Origin of the sequence: Mycoplana rhizolycopersici (assembly GCF_013378445.1) — a bacterium.
Classification (GTDB): Bacteria; Pseudomonadota; Alphaproteobacteria; order Rhizobiales; family Rhizobiaceae; genus Mycoplana; species Mycoplana rhizolycopersici.
This window is the reverse complement of record NZ_JABXYK010000005.1, coordinates 145,207-159,542: the sequence shown is the minus strand read 5'-3', so window position 1 is coordinate 159,542 and position 14,336 is coordinate 145,207. Positions and strand designations below refer to the sequence as shown.

Genomic DNA, 14,336 nt, shown 5'->3' with positions numbered 1-14,336 from the left:
GATTTGGGAAGTCTTGAACGCGGTAGCGGGCCTCGCTGCCGCGATTTGCATTTGGCAACCTTGCGTGTTCGAGACGATCCGATCCGATGTATGATGCCGGACCATTTTCCCGGCAACAAAAAACCCGCCTTCGAAGGGCGGGTTTTGATGTTTGCCGAGTGGTTGCAGGCGCGATCAGGCGCTTTCGAGATAATCGCCGTCGGGCTCGCGCAGCACGTAGCCGCGGCCCCATACGGTCTCGATGTAGTTGGCGCCGCCGGCGGCGTTCGCAAGCTTCTTGCGCAGCTTGCAGATGAAGACGTCAATGATCTTCAGTTCCGGCTCGTCCATGCCGCCATAGAGGTGGTTGAGGAACATTTCCTTGGTCAGCGTGGTGCCCTTGCGCAGCGAGAGCAGCTCGAGCATCTGGTATTCCTTGCCGGTCAGGTGAACCCGCTGGCCGCCGACTTCAACTGTCTTCGCGTCGAGGTTGACGATGAGTTCGCCCGTGGAGATGACCGATTGTGCATGGCCCTTGGAGCGGCGGACGATGGCGTGGATACGGGCCACCAGTTCGTCCTTGTGGAAGGGCTTGGTCATGTAGTCGTCGGCGCCGAAGCCGAGGCCGCGCACCTTGTCCTCGATGCCGGCCATGCCGGAGAGGATCAGGATCGGCGTCTTGACCTTGGCCAGGCGCAGCGTGCGCAGCACCTCGTAACCGGACATGTCCGGGAGGTTCAGGTCCAGCAGGATGATGTCGTAGTCGTAGAGCTTGCCGAGATCGACGCCCTCTTCGCCCAGATCAGTCGTGTAGACATTGAAACTTTCGGATTTGAGCATCAACTCGATGCTCTGCGCTGTCGCGCTATCGTCCTCAATGAGTAGTACCCGCATCTATGTCCCCTTTTCCGCCGCTCAAGGTGTCCTGGCCCCTCTACACGATACGGATCCAGTCGTTGCCTGATTTGAGGCTGCCACCGAATGGTTAACAAATTCTGATTCACTCTGGCAAGATGTATCGAAATTGTTAAATAATTTTAGCAGCTCCCTGAATTTATGTAGAAATTTGAAAGTGCACTCCTCACCCACATTGTGAGGAAATTGCGCTAACCGACTCTTTCGACTCGTGATTACAAGGCATGCGGCATTTTGGGTTTTGCATTTACCGACCCTTAAATCATGCGACCTATGATTAACGATGCCCGTAAACGAAAGGTTACCAACGGTAGGGTTTCGTTAATATCGGCAGATTTTTTTGCCGGTGCCGGTCCAACCGGTTCGTTGGTCGGGTGAAAATGTCGGTCTGCTTCGCTCTGTTACCAGGCGAAGCATGCCTTAAGCTTGTTGGTTGGACGATTTGCGCGCCTGCGCCGGCCGTTCGCCGAAGTGCCGGGGTCTCGCTATCCACGGGAGTATTGCGTATGAAGTCACGTGAGAGCCTAGTTCGCCTGAAGGAATTTCAGGTGAAGGAAAAAAGGCGGCAGCTGAACCAGTTACAGATGATGATGTCCGAATTCGAGCGGATGTCGAAGGAACTGGAAAGCCAGATCGCCATCGAAGAAAAAAGGTCCGGCATTTCGGACCCGAGTCATTTCGCCTATCCGACCTTTGCCAAGGCCGCACGCCAGCGCGCCGACAACCTTCTGGTTTCCATCCGGGAACTGAAAGTGCAGCAGGACGCCGCCGAACTGGCGCTCGAAGAGGCGGAGGCGGATTTTGCCAAGGCATCGGCGCTGGAGGAGCGCGACAACGCGGTGCGCATCCGCGCCTGACGCCGATCTGCCCTGTCTGCTCCGGCTACCAGGCCGGGTCATGCCGATGACGCGCATTGCGGCATTGTCGTTGCGCGCGGCCTTCAGGAAGAACCCTCATGACCGAACGAGTTCGCGGTCCTGAGGGTTCTTCTCGTTTGTCGAAGAGGCCCCCGGATCAGAGATTTACCACATCGCTCCATTTGGGATGCCGCATCGCCTGGGCCCGGAAGAACGGGCAGAGCGGCATGATCTTCCAGCCGCCGGCCCGCGCCTGTTCGACGGCGTGCAGGGCGAGGGCTTGGCCGACGCCGCGCCCGCGTAGCGCGTCGGGAACGCCGGTGTGGTCTATGATGACGAGTCGTGGCGAGGTGCGGGAATAGGTCATTTCCGCCTCATGACCGTCTACGGTGACCGCGTATCGCCCGTGCGAACCGTCTTCCGTGCTGCTTATCTCCATCGCGTGCATTCTCCCTGCCTATTTCTCGCCATAGCTCAGAATGAGGTAGGGACCGAGGTCGCCTCTGCATAGTCCCGCATTCGAGAAAAGTGGCCCCCCTGGGTTCCGGACAACCGCGGGATGGTCGCGCGGATGCTGCATCGGCCGTGGCGCGGTGTTATGCATGGCGGAAAATTCACGCGAGGCCATCGATGACGCTGATCGTTCCCGTCCTGCTCATTCTCTCGACACTGTCCCTGGCGTTCGGGATGGTTCTGCCGCTGGTGTTGTTCGAGAAGCTCTACTTCTTCAGCGAGACGCCGTCGCTGTTCGGCATCGTCGCTTATCTCTGGGTGGAGGAGAACCGGACCCTGGCCGCGGTCGTCGGGTTGCTGTCGATCGTCTTTCCGGTGATCAAGCTGATCGCGATCGCCTTCGAGGTGACCGCGCCGGTGGAAGGGGAAGCGGAAGGGGGACCGCACGAGCGGCTGTTTGCCAAGCTGCTGCCTTTGTTGGCGCGGTGGTCGATGGTGGATGTCATGCTGGTCGCACTCGTCATCTTCGCGGCAAAGACGAGCGGGGTCGCGGAAGCCTTCACGCAGCCGGGGCTGTGGTTCTATACCGCCTCGGCGATCATGACGGGTCTGCTGCAAATGCAACTGCGGCCGCAACGAGTGCGGCCGCAGTGAAGAAGGGGAGGATGCAGGCGGTCAGTGCCTGGACTAGTGCCGGTACTGCTGGATGCGCGTGGTGCGCAGACCCGCCAGACCGTGATCATTGATGGAGGACTGCCAGGAAAGGAATTCCTCGACCGTCAGCGTGTAACGCTCGCAGGCTTCCTCGAGGCTCAGCAGGCCACCGCGTACGGCGGCCACGACTTCAGCCTTCCTGCGGATGACCCAGCGCCGCGTATTGGCGGGCGGCAGATCGGCGATCGTCAAGGGACTGCCATCGGGGCCGATGACATACTTAACGCGGGGTCGTATCATTTCGGTCATAGGACTCTCTACTACACACAAGACCATATGATCGGACTGTAGTTTGCCACATTTAAAATTTGCCTAAGCTAACCGTAACAATTCGCTAACAATTGAAACGATCCGGTTGAACAAGACTGTCGCAGTGCGTGCGGATGCTGATGCCGGGGTCTATTCCGAAACTTGCGGGCCGTGGCGTGCCGTACAAGTATGCACCACGAGAATTCGCTATATCCAGCAAGATGTTGCCTCTGCTACATGGCTATGGATCAGGGGCCGTGCCGCGCCGGTCGTAGCCGCGTATCGTCGCCGCGCAAGCGTCATGTCTCTTGTCCTTCCGGGGTTTCCGGAGATGCCTTCTTTTCAGCATGAGCAACGGTGCAGAGCAGCTTCAGCCGAGCCGGGGCTTGAGGTCCATCGATGACATACGCAGACAATCTATTGATGAACCAGCAGCGGCAGGCCGATTTCCTGAGTGGCGGCGCGCTGGAAGGGGTACGCACGGAATATGAGGTGCTGCGCCTCTTTCGCCGTTGTGCCGAACATTTCGATTTCAGCCACTTCCTCGTTGCCCGGTTTCCGGAGAGCGAACGGCTCGGGTTCGCCGAGCGGCTGGTGATCAGCAACTGGCCGACCGAAATGGTGCGCAGCTATGACGGCCTTGGCGTCTTCCATGAAAGCCGTCTCGTCACCGACGTGGCGCAGACGAAGCGGCCGGTCACAGGCGGTGCGGAGCTGTTGGCGCCGCGGCAAGCCGCGGACATCGCATCGGGGCTTGCGGAACGCTTCGGGTTCACCACGTCGGTCGCGTTTCTCCTCCACACGACCGCGGCCGAGCCCTTTATCGTCGTCTACTCCGGGAAATCGGCCGAGCCGGACCCGGAAAAGCTCCCGGCGCTCTATTTTACCTCGGTGCAGGTGTTCGAATGCCTGGAGCAGACCTTTGCACCGCGCCCCGCCGCGCGCGAGCGCCTGTCGGGCCGAGAGATCGAGTGTCTGCGCTGGGCCGCAGCCGGCAAGAGCGGCGACGAGATCGCCATTATATTAGGGATATCCGCCTATACCGTGAGCAGCTACTTCAAGTCGGCGACCAAGAAGCTGGACGCGGTCAATCGGATGCAGGCCATTGCATCGGCCCTGCGTTTGAAGATCATCTAGAGCAATCCCGGTGAAATCCGGTTACGCCGAAGCGATGCCGCCTCGGCTGGAAATGCTCTAAGCGCGCTTCGCTGTCGCAAAGCCGCCCCGCAGTTTCGCAAGGCATTTGCGGGCCGCCCGCAACCGCGCTGCGCAGCGCTCTGGGCTCGAAATCAGCGGCAGGCCGTGCATTTGCCGGCGGAGCGGACAGCCCTTGTTCGCGCCCGCCTTGCCCAGAAGGGCGCAAGTTTCTATATGTCGGCGACGGGCGCCCGGGCGGCGCCGGACGGGGCTTGTGTCGCTGCCGCCGTCGCGATCGCAAATGCCCCGCGCAAGAACCATCGGATGGATGTCGTGAACAGTCTCGATTTTGACAGGAAGCCGGAAGATACACGCGTCGTCGTCGCCATGTCGGGCGGCGTGGATTCGTCCGTCGTCGCCGGCATTCTCAAGCGCGAAGGCTACGATGTGCTCGGCATCACGCTGCAGCTCTACGATCACGGCGCGGCGGTGCATCGCGCCGGTTCGTGCTGTGCGGGCCAGGACATCGAGGACGCGCGCCGCGTCTGCGAGACGCTCGGCATTCCGCATTACGTTCTCGATTACGAAAAGCGTTTCCGCGAGACGGTCATCAATCCTTTTGCCGAAAGCTACATCGCCGGCGAAACGCCGATCCCCTGCGTCGCCTGCAACCAGACGGTCAAGTTTGCCGACCTGCTTGCCACGGCGAAGGAACTGGGGGCCGACGCGCTTGCGACCGGCCACTACATCCGCTCAAGACCCAATCCCGTCCCGGGCGATCCCGGCCGGCGCGCGCTCTTTCGCCCGGTGGATGCCGAGCGCGACCAGAGCTATTTCCTGTTCGCCACCACGCAGGAACAGATCGACTACCTGCGCTTTCCCCTCGGCCATCTCAGCAAGGCGGAGGTGCGGGGGCTTGCCGAGGAGATGGGCCTTGTCGTCGCCAAGAAGGCGGACAGCCAGGACATCTGCTTCGTGCCGCAGGGCAAATATTCCGACATCGTTTCCAAGCTGAAGCCGAACGCGGCGCTGGCGGGCGATATCGTGCATATCGACGGGCGCGTGCTCGGGCAGCACGAGGGCATCCTGCATTACACGATCGGCCAGCGGCGCGGCATCGGCATTGCCACCGGCGAGCCGCTCTACGTCGTCTATCTCGACGCGCGCTCGCGCCGGGTGATCGTCGGGCCGAAGGAGGCGCTGGACACGCGCCGCCTCTATCTGCGCGACGTCAACTGGCTGGGCGACGGCGATCTCGACACGGTCGCCGCTGCCGGCTTCTCCTGCTTTGCCAAGGTGCGCTCGACCCGCCCGCCGCGGCCGGCAAGGCTCAACGCCGACGAGGGCGGCCTCTATGTCGAGCTTGAGGAAGGCGAGGCCGGGGTGGCGCCGGGCCAGGCCTGCGCGCTCTACTCGGGCGAAGGCGAGGACGCGCGCATTTTTGGCGGCGGCTTCATCGCCCGCTCCGAGCGCGAATCCTCCGCAGAAGCGGCCCTGAAGCGCGTTCTTTCCATGCCGACGGCTGCCTGAAGCGGGACAATTCACAAGCCTTTGCGCGGCTATGCATTTTTGCGGGAAACGGCGCTTGACACTTGAGGCAAGGGCACCCTATAAGCCGCCCGTCCCGAACGGAAAACGAACGCAGCGTTGCCGTTTCGACCGGGCGGCGGAGTAGCTCAGTAGGTTAGAGCAGAGGAATCATAATCCTTGTGTCGGGGGTTCGAATCCCTCCTCCGCTACCATTTTACCGCCTAGTTATTGATTTTGTTCATTAAATTATTCAACATGGTGGCGGTTTTGAACTGCGGTGCCTTTTGCAAGTACCGATATGTGCCCGAATAAATTACTTTCTTAGAATTCGAGGCCTCCTTTGCACCAAGCCGTCCCTCTCTGGGTTACTATACTGGGATTTGCTGCCCCGCTAATCGCATTGGCCGGATCGGCAGTGGGCTATGTTGTCAAGCTGTACCAAGATGCCGCCGCCCGTAGGCGCGACCAATTCTTCGAACTGATGGCTTTCATCGACAGCCGAGATCGACCGATAGCCACCAAAATTGCTGCGGTCTATCGGTTACGAGATTTTCCTAAGGACAAGGACTTCATCGTCCGGTTCTGTGAGTCGCAGCGTGAGAACATTCAAGGAGATGCGGCTCGCTTTCTCCGGGACGAGATGGACGCAACTGCGCAGTTCTTCCTAAAAAAATAGCTCTCAGCGTCAGCATCTTCCTTTCTCTGTCAACCAGGACTGTCATCACAGCGCCAACCTCTTTCACGGATTTGCGTTCGTGGGTGACCCCTGATGGAAAAAACCCTCCTATCGGAGGACGGCATAGCAAGGGCATCCCGACAAGGTTCACGAGATCAGGAGCAGGCCGCCCAGAAACGCGCAGCGGCACAGGTTCGGGGATCGCTTTCTCCCGGGCCGTTCTCAACGGGATTGAAGCGACCAGGAACAAACGCCTATACTCACACCTTTCTGGTCTAGCGACTATGAAAGGTGATTGACATGCCACAGACACACGCAGCGGAGTTGGCAACGGAGTATGTCCGTCTAGGTGGCCATCGGCGATCAAAGATCGACGACAACCACGTCACCACACGGCTATGGGAGGATGAAACTCCCGAGGCTGAAGCCTTCTGGAAAGAAAACATCGAACCTCTGGATGAAAGTCACCAGCGGGAAGTGATCACGCTTCTGCCATCGATTTCCGAAGGCTAGAGCGACGGCTTAGCTCCAACGGCATGCGCGATCGCCAGCGGCCAAGCCGGGAGGTAGCCCGGCAATTAAGCTCCCCCGGTACCTGCCCGAGCGGGCGCGGACCCATTTTGGGTCGCATCTTGCGAACGCGTTTCGGGATCGGCTTTGTTCAGAATATATTCACCCGCTAAAATTCAATTCTCCATTGCTCGATTTTGGGCTGGCACGTGGGGTTTTCTCCCTCATTGCTGTTTGCAGCGTCGATGCACGGGCGCAGACCGTTGGCGACTGGGTGCTCGGCAACTATCAGGGCGCTGGCTATTGGTTCCCTGGCGTAGTGGAGAAGATCGGCGCGGATAAAGTCACCATCCGCTACGACGACGGAGACCGCGAGACCGTAGCTGTTGGCGCTGTTCGCCCATACGATTGGATGATCGGAATGAAAGTTGAATGCAACTACAAGGGCGCGGGAGACTGGTATCCGGGCACGATCGCCTCGCTGGCTGGCGAAAAGATCGGGATCGCCTATGACGACGGCGACAAGGAGACAACAAAAACTGGCCGCTGCCGTTCGCATTGATGATGACAGAGCAGGCCAGCAGCAGGCGAAGCACTGCCTGAAATGGAGAGCCGGGCCTCACGGTCCGGTTCCCCTATGTCCCGATCTGTGTCCTCAGATGAGAGCAGAGATTGAGACATCGCAGAAAATCCGTATCCTGAAACGCGAAGTCGTCGGCGAGCGCGGGCGAAGGGCTACTTGGGCGGCTTAACGAGTGAGATGACCCTCAGCTTGGATGGTGCATCCAGCCATTCGATCCACTTATCTCGTTCCTCGAGAGTGTCGAAGAACCGCCAACGCCTGTACTCCTCATCGGTGGTCTCCAGCATCTCTGCGATGGATACGAGTTCCAAAGGGAGCGTCACCTCGTTGCCTTCGAAGCGAACGAAATACACGCCCTCGGTGGCGAGGCGAATGACCTGGCCGCATCCATAGCTGCCGTCAGGATCGTCGAGCGTGAAGTATCTGCCGGTCAGAGTGTCGATGACTTTGTCGTTCATGGTTTGAATGCGAGTCCTTACAGTGAGAAGCAGGCATGTATGACACATAAACACGGTTGAGTGCCACTAAAGCTCAAACCTGGCAGACAACACAGCCCGTCGCCCAACCTCTGTTTCCCGACACCGACCCGCAAGGGAACATGGTCCTTCGCGAGTGTTACATCCGAACCAGTAGAGCCGGAAAGCCCTTTTTCAGAGAGTTCGCGACAGTGCATATTCGCCAGGCTTCTTCGATGACCTGCTTCGGATCACTGCCGTCCAGCATCTGAACGTCAACCGACACTTCGGCTTTCGTGGCGATCAAGGGCGACCCAGCGAGATCCACGGTGACGGTGACTGCGATGTCGCCAATACCGCGGCCAAGTTCATGGGAAGTATAGCGAAGGTCGTTGCAGTAGCAGCCGCCAATCGCTAGCCCGAGCAGTTGCGCCCCGTTGAAGCCGATACCTTTGCCGCCCGCTTTGCCCTCAGGCCGATCGACGACGACGGTATGGCTTCCAGCCCAACCCAAAGCCGCCTCGGTTCCGGCGATGTTTCGAAGCTCCACTGTTGAAACCACCACGCCATCCTCCCAAGGTTGTCCCATGCCAGTCCTGAAAAACGGCAGGCGCACAGGAAACAATGTCTTGCCTGACCATAGACGGCAAGGCACTGGTGCAAAGCCTTGTGATAAAGACCCGCATGCCGCGCGCCTTCGGCTTCCGAAATCGAGGAGCTGGAGCGCAAGCGCGATCTCAGTAGTTTCACCATCGTCTCGCGGCTTGCGTGACCTTTGATTCGCTCCGTTTGGAGAAACGCGCTTTTCTTTCCTCGGAGACAGGCGATGAGTCGACGGGCGGCCGATCAAGGCAAGGAATAAATGGGGAAGGAGTGTCACATGGACTCAATCTATTATTTGATCGTGGGCAACAATACGAACACCAACGAGGGGCTCGGCCGTCTGCTCGCCGCCTTGGCAGCCTTCATATTCGTATTTGGGACAATCTTCTGGGCACTGGCCGGCTGACGACGTCGAGCCTGCGTGAATGGTGCAGGAAGGTAGACGTCGGCACGCACCATCGATGATGGTCCACCGCTGGCGAAAGCAAATCCCGTTGCGCCTTCGACGAGGCGCCGCAGGGCGCGGACGGCATTGTCTTGTCAGGCGGAGGAATACTCCGGAGGTGGGTCGGCTTCCTTCCCGCATTTTTCGATGCACTCGATATTCAACGGCAAGTCCCGCCTCCGATGCATCTCCTGGTGTTGACGTCCCACTTCCAGTGATGCCGCGGACATTCCTCGATGCCGTCGGCGATGGTGACGTGGGCCAGTTCTTCGCCTGCAACCTCTGAATCTTTAATCTGTCGCGTTCGATCGTTTCGGTGTTGCGCCGCTCCCGCATGATCTGCTGGGTCTGCGCCGGCTCGTTTCCGTCGCGCAACAGGCTCATGAACGTCAGGTCGAACACGTCGGGCTTGCGATGCAGATCGATACGCATGGACAGGAGCGCTTCCTCCCAGCCGGTTTCGCCAGAGAGGATCGCGCGCAGTATCCTCGGCGACATGGTCAGCACATATTCGGGATCGTACGGCTCCTCACCCTCGATCACAAAGTCTTCGGCCAGCTTGCCGAGCTGAACGCCCCAGGTCTTCCCGCCGGAGGATATGCCTATATGTTTGTGAAACTCGCGCAGCAGCGGTTTGTTGCGCCGCTGCATCGAGGCAAAATAGTCTTCGACTTCGCTTGCCTCGATGGGCGTTTGCGGTGTTTCGTAGGAGCTGCCCCGTGGTCCTTGCGCCGCTCCCGGTAGCTGGCGAGGTCGTCCTCTCGCAATGCACCGGGGGAGGGTGAGTACCTTCGGCTCGCCAGCGGCGAACTCCACCTGCGTCCCCGGGGACCAGCCGATAGACGTCCGTCGTGGGACAGGCGCCTGCGAAATCCTTTGCAATGTCCCTCCCGCGCTGCGGGAAGATCGTCTTGGGCGGGTCCCGTGACCGGATGAGCAGTGCAACGCGGATTGCTCACGGAAGCGGTGTGTCGCCTTATTTGCCGTAGCTGAGCCATCGACACTTTATCGCCTGTCGTATGCAGACGATGGCGGCAAACTTCGTTTTCGGGCCGCCGGCAGCTCCGCAGCGATCCCGCTGCATCCTCGTATCGCGGCGGCATCCGGGTCAAATGTCACACGTCAGTCTCGCCCGGCTGCGGGACGCTGCCGTTTTCGGTATACGGCAAGCGCCGCCCACCTGCAGATCATGCCTTTCCCTCAGGCCGGAATCATCAGGAGGCAGGTGAGGATGAGGCAGGCGAGGGCCGAGAGTTCGACGAAGCCGTCATGCATCGTTGCGTTCTCCGTGCGTGTATGACGGGTTGAATGCGAAATGACGCGTTTTGTTCCGCAGCTGGCGCAAGGAAGTGGAAATGCGGGCGGGAGGTGCGGAGGATCAGTGTGCCTTTGCGGAGGCACCGCAAGATCGGCCGCCGGCAGTTTGCCGGCGGTCGCATCGCTTGAAAGAGATTCCGAGAGCCGCAGCGGGTCGCGATCTTTCAGATACGCTCCTGTCGCTTCAGGCTTTTGATCCCGCGCATGTCGTTGCTGCCAACCCCTACGCATTGTGCGCGACATGCCTGGGCGTTGCTCAGCCCTGCGCCACCGTCTGGCGCTGAACGCCGAGGCCGGTGATCGAGACTTCCATGCGGTCGCCCGCCTTCAGGTAGCGCGGCGGCTTCATGCCCATGCCGACGCCCGGAGGAGTGCCGGTGGTGATGACGTCGCCCGGCTCCAGGATCATGAACTGGGAAATGTAGTGCACGAGGAAGGGCACCTTGAAGACCATGGTGGAGGACGAGCCGTCCTGGACGAACTCGCCGTTCACGCTCAGCTTCATGGCGAGATCGGCGGTATCGATCTCGTCGGTGGTGACCAGCCAGGGGCCGAGCGGACCGAACGTCGGGCAGCCCTTGCCCTTCATCCACTGGCCGCTGCGCTCGGTCTGGAAGGCTCGCTCGGAGACGTCGTTGCAGATGCAGTAGCCTGCGACATAGTCCAGGGCATCCGCCTCGGAAACGTAGGAAGCGCGTTCGCCGATGACGACCGCGAGTTCCACCTCCCAGTCGGTCTTTTCCGATCCGCGTGGAATGAGGACGGTGTCATCCGGGCCGACCACGCAGGAGGGCGCCTTGTTGAAGAGCACCGGCTCGGGAGGCACGGCCATGCCGCTTTCGGCCGCGTGGTCGGCATAGTTGAGGCCGACGGCGATGAAATTGCCGACGCGTCCGACGCAGGCGCCGAAGCGTTCGCCTTCGGGTGCGAGCGGAAGGCTTGCGGGATCGATCGCCTTCAGCCGCTTCAGGCTTTCCTTGCCGAGTGCCTCGCCCGCGATATCCGAAACGACGGCCGAAAGGTCGCGCACCTTGCCATCGGCATCGATCAGGCCCGGCTTTTCCGCCCCCTGCTTTCCGTAACGAACGAGCTTCATGCGATACCTCCCAAAGTTTTCGGCGCCGGATCAGGCGGCCGTGATGAAATCCTGTTGCGGTTTCCCTTCCATGAGTCCTACAAAGAGTCAATGATTTTCGAAAATCCTGAGGATTAGACAAAATGAGGGCCAGATGAGCATTTTGCCGAAGCCTGCCGCCCGGACGCTGGCAAGCGATGCCTATGAGCGGATTCGCGCCGAGATCCAGACGGGGCGTTTCCGCCCGGGCGACCGGCTGCGGTTCGCGGAGTTGCAGGCGCTATGCGCCATGAGCGTGACGCCGGTTCGCGAGGCGCTGGCGCGGCTGACGGCAGAGGGCTTCACCTCGCTCGACGATCACCGTGGCTACAGCGTCGCGCAGTTGTCCCTTTCCGAACTGCGCGACATCACCGCAAACCGGAAGCTCTGCGAGGGGGAGGCGCTGCGGTTGTCGATTGAACGGGGCGACGCGCAATGGGAGGCGGCGGTGATCGCGGCGCATCATCTGCTGGTGCGTGTGCCGCAGGGACGGGAGGACATGCCGTCCGCCATTCGCGATGACTGGGACGCGCGGCATGCCGCGTTTCATCGGGCGCTGATCGCGGCCTGCGGCTCCCCAATCCTTCTCGACACCTGCGGTCGGCTGTTTGCCCATGCGGATCGCTACCGGCGCGTCTCCGTCAGCCTTTTGATGTCGCACCGCGATGCCGAGGCTGAGCATCGTCTGATCATGGAGAAGGCGCTTGCGCGCGACGGGGCGGCGGCAGTCGCAGCGCTGCATGCGCACTATGAAAAGACGGCGGAAACGCTGGAGGCATTCTTTGACGGGCAGGGGAACTGACGCGCAGGACGCGGCGGCAGAGCCGAGGCCGGCAGCGTTAGTTCCGCAAGGTCGCGTCGGGAGACCTAAAGACAATGCCCCGAAAAGCGCAGGGCTCTTCGGGGCACATTTGTGTCAAGGGGCGACCTAGCCCTACTGCGTGGCTGCAGCCGCGGACGCCACCTTGCGGTTCGGCGACGGGGTCGGTATCGGCGTCTCGATCGCGGAGCCGCCGCCGATCGCGACGTTGAGGGCGACATAGTCGCTGGCAAGCGAGCGGATGGCCGATGCCAGCGTCAGGCGGCTGTTTGCAACGTTGCGTTCGGCGTCGAGGACGTCGAGGATCGTGCTGGCGCCGCCGCGATAGCTTTCGCGCGCCAGTGACAGGGCCTCCTCGTTCGAGGCGACCAGGCGCCGCAGCGCTGCTACCGTCTGATAGTCGCGAATGAGGGCGGTCTGCGCGTTTTCGACTTCCTCGACCGCGTTCAGCACCGTCTGCTTCCAGGCAAAGTACTGCTGCTTGGCGACGGAGTCTGCGATGTCCACCTGGGCGCGCAGTGCGCCGCCGTTAAAGATCGGTACGGTCAGCGTCGGACCGAAGGCCCAGGACGTCAGGTTGCCCGAGACGGCGCTGAGCGTGCGTGCGGCGCCGATGGTGCCGTCGAGCGTCAGGGCCGGGTAAAGCTGCGATTCCGCAACGCCGATCTGGGCGGTCGCAGCCGCGAGCGTGCGTTCCGCCGCGCGGATGTCCGGACGGTTGCGGATGAGATCGGCGGGAACACCGACCTTGGTCGAGTGGCGCGGGAAGGGCTGGCTGCCGGGGCGAATCAGCTCCGGCGTCAGCGTCGCGGCGGGTACGCCCAGCAACGTCGCCGCCCGGTTGGCCGACTGGTAGAAGCCGGTTTCCAGCGTCGGAAGCTCGGCGAGTGTCTGGTTGACGAGGCCCTCGGCCTGCACAACGTCGAGGCTGGAGGCGGCACCGGCGGCGCGGATGTCCTGCGTCAGCTTCAGCGTTTCGCGGCGCGATTCCAGGTTCTGGCGGTTCAGCGCCAGCGCTTCCTGGAAGAAGCGTGCGCTGATGTAGGTGGTCGTCAGTTCGCTCAGGTAGGCAAGCCGGGCTACGTTGACGTTGTCGTAGGCGGCATCGAGCGAGGCGTTGGCCGATTCCCTCGAGCGCGCATACTGGCCGAACAGGTCGAGCAGCCAGGAGGCGCCAACGTTGCCGGATGCGACCCTTGACTGGGTATGGCTGGAGCCGGGGATTACGGTGCCGTCAGCCAGTACCGTGGTCGACTGCCTCCTCAGCAGAGAGCCATCAGAGCCGGAAGCGGTGGCGCTGCCGCCGCCGTTGATCTGCGGCCAGGCGCCGGCGCCGGCGGCCACGACATTGGCCTGCGCTTCGGTGATGCGCTCCATTGCCTGCAGGACCGAGAGGTTCTCGTTCATGCCGCGCGCGACAAGCTCGTTCATGCGCTTGTCGCGGAAATTTTCCCACCAGGGGTCGAGCGTCGTGTTGCCGGCAGTCTTGCCTGCAGCCTCGGAGAATTTTCCGGGCAGCGCGGTTTCCGGTGCCTTGTAATCCGGGCCGACGACGCAGCCCGACAGCAACAGCATTGTCAACGGCAATAGGGATCGTGCAATCTTCATGGTCTTCCCCGAGCCGCGATACAAACGGCCCACAATCTCGAGTCCAAAAAGCGATTCGTGCATTCTCCATGTGTTATGGTTAACGCACCCTCAACAAGGTCCTGTCCGGACGGACTGGCCCAGAATCATCCCGCACACCATATCTAGACTAAAGACGTTGCCAATGGGTTTTCATGCGAAGAACAGGCAAATCGGCAAGCAATTCACATCATCTGTTGCGTTTTGGTCCCGGTATAATGCGCTTTCCTAAGCCTTTGGCGGGAACCGTCGAGGCGTCGATTACGTCTTTTGCGTGAAAAATAGGCGACGAGAAAACGGCGATTTCGCCCGACCTTGGAGCGATTGCTCATTTTTTGATATTTGCAAGCTCA

The 14,336-nt window shown here is 60.8% G+C and carries 16 protein-coding genes and 1 tRNA gene; 9 read left to right on the top strand and 8 right to left on the bottom strand.

Going from position 1 to position 14,336, the window contains the following annotated elements; genetic code table 11:
- Positions 1 to 174 precede the first annotated feature (174 nt).
- Positions 175 to 873 (bottom strand): response regulator transcription factor CtrA, encoded by a 699-nt coding sequence (gene ctrA / locus HV823_RS10070; RefSeq protein WP_097137390.1) that lies wholly within the window; start codon positions 871 to 873, stop codon positions 175 to 177.
- A 527-nt stretch (positions 874 to 1,400) separates the two neighbouring features.
- On the opposite strand from ctrA, the gene HV823_RS10065 reads away from it, so the two are divergent.
- Positions 1,401 to 1,751, top strand: coding sequence for a flagellar export protein FliJ (locus HV823_RS10065; RefSeq protein ID WP_097137392.1), 351 nt, complete (start codon positions 1,401 to 1,403; stop codon positions 1,749 to 1,751).
- Positions 1,752 to 1,908: 157 nt separating this feature from the next.
- Here the strand turns inward: HV823_RS10065 and HV823_RS10060 are convergent, their stop codons facing one another.
- Complete coding sequence (locus tag HV823_RS10060; protein ID WP_176949587.1) at positions 1,909 to 2,190, bottom strand: GNAT family N-acetyltransferase; 282 nt, start codon at positions 2,188 to 2,190, stop codon at positions 1,909 to 1,911.
- Between the two features lie 191 nt (positions 2,191 to 2,381).
- Here HV823_RS10060 and HV823_RS10055 point away from each other — a divergent pair, with 191 nt between their 5' ends.
- Positions 2,382 to 2,858: a paraquat-inducible protein A gene (locus HV823_RS10055; RefSeq protein WP_176949586.1), complete on the top strand. Its 477-nt coding sequence runs from the start codon at positions 2,382 to 2,384 to the stop codon at positions 2,856 to 2,858.
- 33 nt (positions 2,859 to 2,891) lie between these two features.
- Here HV823_RS10055 and sciP read toward each other — a convergent pair whose 3' ends face one another.
- Positions 2,892 to 3,167: a CtrA inhibitor SciP gene (gene sciP / locus HV823_RS10050; RefSeq protein WP_018327815.1), complete on the bottom strand. Its 276-nt coding sequence runs from the start codon at positions 3,165 to 3,167 to the stop codon at positions 2,892 to 2,894.
- Between the two features lie 399 nt (positions 3,168 to 3,566).
- On the opposite strand from sciP, the gene HV823_RS10045 reads away from it, so the two are divergent.
- From HV823_RS10045 to HV823_RS10020, 6 genes are all read left to right on the top strand, one after another.
- Positions 3,567 to 4,304 (top strand): helix-turn-helix transcriptional regulator, encoded by a 738-nt coding sequence (locus HV823_RS10045; RefSeq protein WP_176949585.1) that lies wholly within the window; start codon positions 3,567 to 3,569, stop codon positions 4,302 to 4,304.
- Between the two features lie 324 nt (positions 4,305 to 4,628).
- Positions 4,629 to 5,834, top strand: a complete 1,206-nt coding sequence (gene mnmA, locus HV823_RS10040; protein ID WP_176949584.1) for a tRNA 2-thiouridine(34) synthase MnmA — start codon at positions 4,629 to 4,631, stop codon at positions 5,832 to 5,834.
- Positions 5,835 to 5,969: 135 nt separating this feature from the next.
- Positions 5,970 to 6,046: transfer RNA gene (locus tag HV823_RS10035), tRNA-Met, on the top strand.
- A gap of 203 nt (positions 6,047 to 6,249) precedes the next feature.
- The gene (locus tag HV823_RS10030; RefSeq protein WP_176949583.1) at positions 6,250 to 6,510 is read left to right on the top strand and encodes a hypothetical protein; all 261 of its coding nucleotides are present in this window, start codon (positions 6,250 to 6,252) and stop codon (positions 6,508 to 6,510) included.
- 300 nt (positions 6,511 to 6,810) lie between these two features.
- On the top strand, positions 6,811 to 7,023 hold the full coding sequence (locus HV823_RS10025) for a hypothetical protein (protein WP_176949582.1): 213 nt from the start codon (positions 6,811 to 6,813) through the stop codon (positions 7,021 to 7,023).
- A 184-nt stretch (positions 7,024 to 7,207) separates the two neighbouring features.
- A complete protein-coding gene (locus HV823_RS10020) occupies positions 7,208 to 7,582 on the top strand; it encodes a tudor domain-containing protein (protein WP_176949581.1) in 375 nt (124 codons plus the stop codon).
- A gap of 173 nt (positions 7,583 to 7,755) precedes the next feature.
- Here HV823_RS10020 and HV823_RS10015 read toward each other — a convergent pair whose 3' ends face one another.
- The 4 genes from HV823_RS10015 to HV823_RS10000 form a co-directional block, all read right to left on the bottom strand.
- A complete protein-coding gene (locus HV823_RS10015; protein WP_176949580.1) occupies positions 7,756 to 8,061 on the bottom strand; it encodes a hypothetical protein in 306 nt (101 codons plus the stop codon).
- 157 nt (positions 8,062 to 8,218) lie between these two features.
- The gene (locus HV823_RS10010) at positions 8,219 to 8,623 is read right to left on the bottom strand and encodes an OsmC family protein (RefSeq protein WP_176949579.1); all 405 of its coding nucleotides are present in this window, start codon (positions 8,621 to 8,623) and stop codon (positions 8,219 to 8,221) included.
- Positions 8,624 to 8,944: 321 nt separating this feature from the next.
- Positions 8,945 to 9,922: a hypothetical protein gene (locus HV823_RS10005; RefSeq protein WP_176949578.1), complete on the bottom strand. Its 978-nt coding sequence runs from the start codon at positions 9,920 to 9,922 to the stop codon at positions 8,945 to 8,947.
- Positions 9,923 to 10,679: 757 nt separating this feature from the next.
- Positions 10,680 to 11,519 (bottom strand): fumarylacetoacetate hydrolase family protein, encoded by an 840-nt coding sequence (locus HV823_RS10000; RefSeq protein ID WP_176949577.1) that lies wholly within the window; start codon positions 11,517 to 11,519, stop codon positions 10,680 to 10,682.
- Between the two features lie 133 nt (positions 11,520 to 11,652).
- On the opposite strand from HV823_RS10000, the gene HV823_RS09995 reads away from it, so the two are divergent.
- Positions 11,653 to 12,339, top strand: a complete 687-nt coding sequence (locus tag HV823_RS09995) for a GntR family transcriptional regulator (protein WP_176949576.1) — start codon at positions 11,653 to 11,655, stop codon at positions 12,337 to 12,339.
- 132 nt (positions 12,340 to 12,471) lie between these two features.
- On the opposite strand, the gene HV823_RS09990 is transcribed toward HV823_RS09995, so the two are convergent.
- Entirely contained in the window at positions 12,472 to 13,965 is a 1,494-nt protein-coding gene (locus HV823_RS09990; protein WP_176949575.1) for an efflux transporter outer membrane subunit, read from the bottom strand.
- Positions 13,966 to 14,336 lie beyond the last annotated feature (371 nt).

Excerpts from the sequence above, each read along its gene's own strand:
- ctrA (WP_097137390.1), bottom strand. The coding sequence starts at position 873 with ATGCGGGTACTACTCATTGAGGACGATAGCGCGACAGCGCAGAGCATC.
- HV823_RS10065 (WP_097137392.1), top strand. The coding sequence starts at position 1,401 with ATGAAGTCACGTGAGAGCCTAGTTCGCCTGAAGGAATTTCAGGTGAAG.
- HV823_RS10060 (WP_176949587.1), bottom strand. The coding sequence starts at position 2,190 with ATGGAGATAAGCAGCACGGAAGACGGTTCGCACGGGCGATACGCGGTC.
- HV823_RS10055 (WP_176949586.1), top strand. The coding sequence starts at position 2,382 with ATGACGCTGATCGTTCCCGTCCTGCTCATTCTCTCGACACTGTCCCTG.
- sciP (WP_018327815.1), bottom strand. The coding sequence starts at position 3,167 with ATGACCGAAATGATACGACCCCGCGTTAAGTATGTCATCGGCCCCGAT.
- HV823_RS10045 (WP_176949585.1), top strand. The coding sequence starts at position 3,567 with ATGACATACGCAGACAATCTATTGATGAACCAGCAGCGGCAGGCCGAT.
- mnmA (WP_176949584.1), top strand. The coding sequence starts at position 4,629 with ATGGATGTCGTGAACAGTCTCGATTTTGACAGGAAGCCGGAAGATACA.
- HV823_RS10025 (WP_176949582.1), top strand. The coding sequence starts at position 6,811 with ATGCCACAGACACACGCAGCGGAGTTGGCAACGGAGTATGTCCGTCTA.
- HV823_RS10015 (WP_176949580.1), bottom strand. The coding sequence starts at position 8,061 with ATGAACGACAAAGTCATCGACACTCTGACCGGCAGATACTTCACGCTC.
- HV823_RS10000 (WP_176949577.1), bottom strand. The coding sequence starts at position 11,519 with ATGAAGCTCGTTCGTTACGGAAAGCAGGGGGCGGAAAAGCCGGGCCTG.
- HV823_RS09995 (WP_176949576.1), top strand. The coding sequence starts at position 11,653 with ATGAGCATTTTGCCGAAGCCTGCCGCCCGGACGCTGGCAAGCGATGCC.
- HV823_RS09990 (WP_176949575.1), bottom strand. The coding sequence starts at position 13,965 with ATGAAGATTGCACGATCCCTATTGCCGTTGACAATGCTGTTGCTGTCG.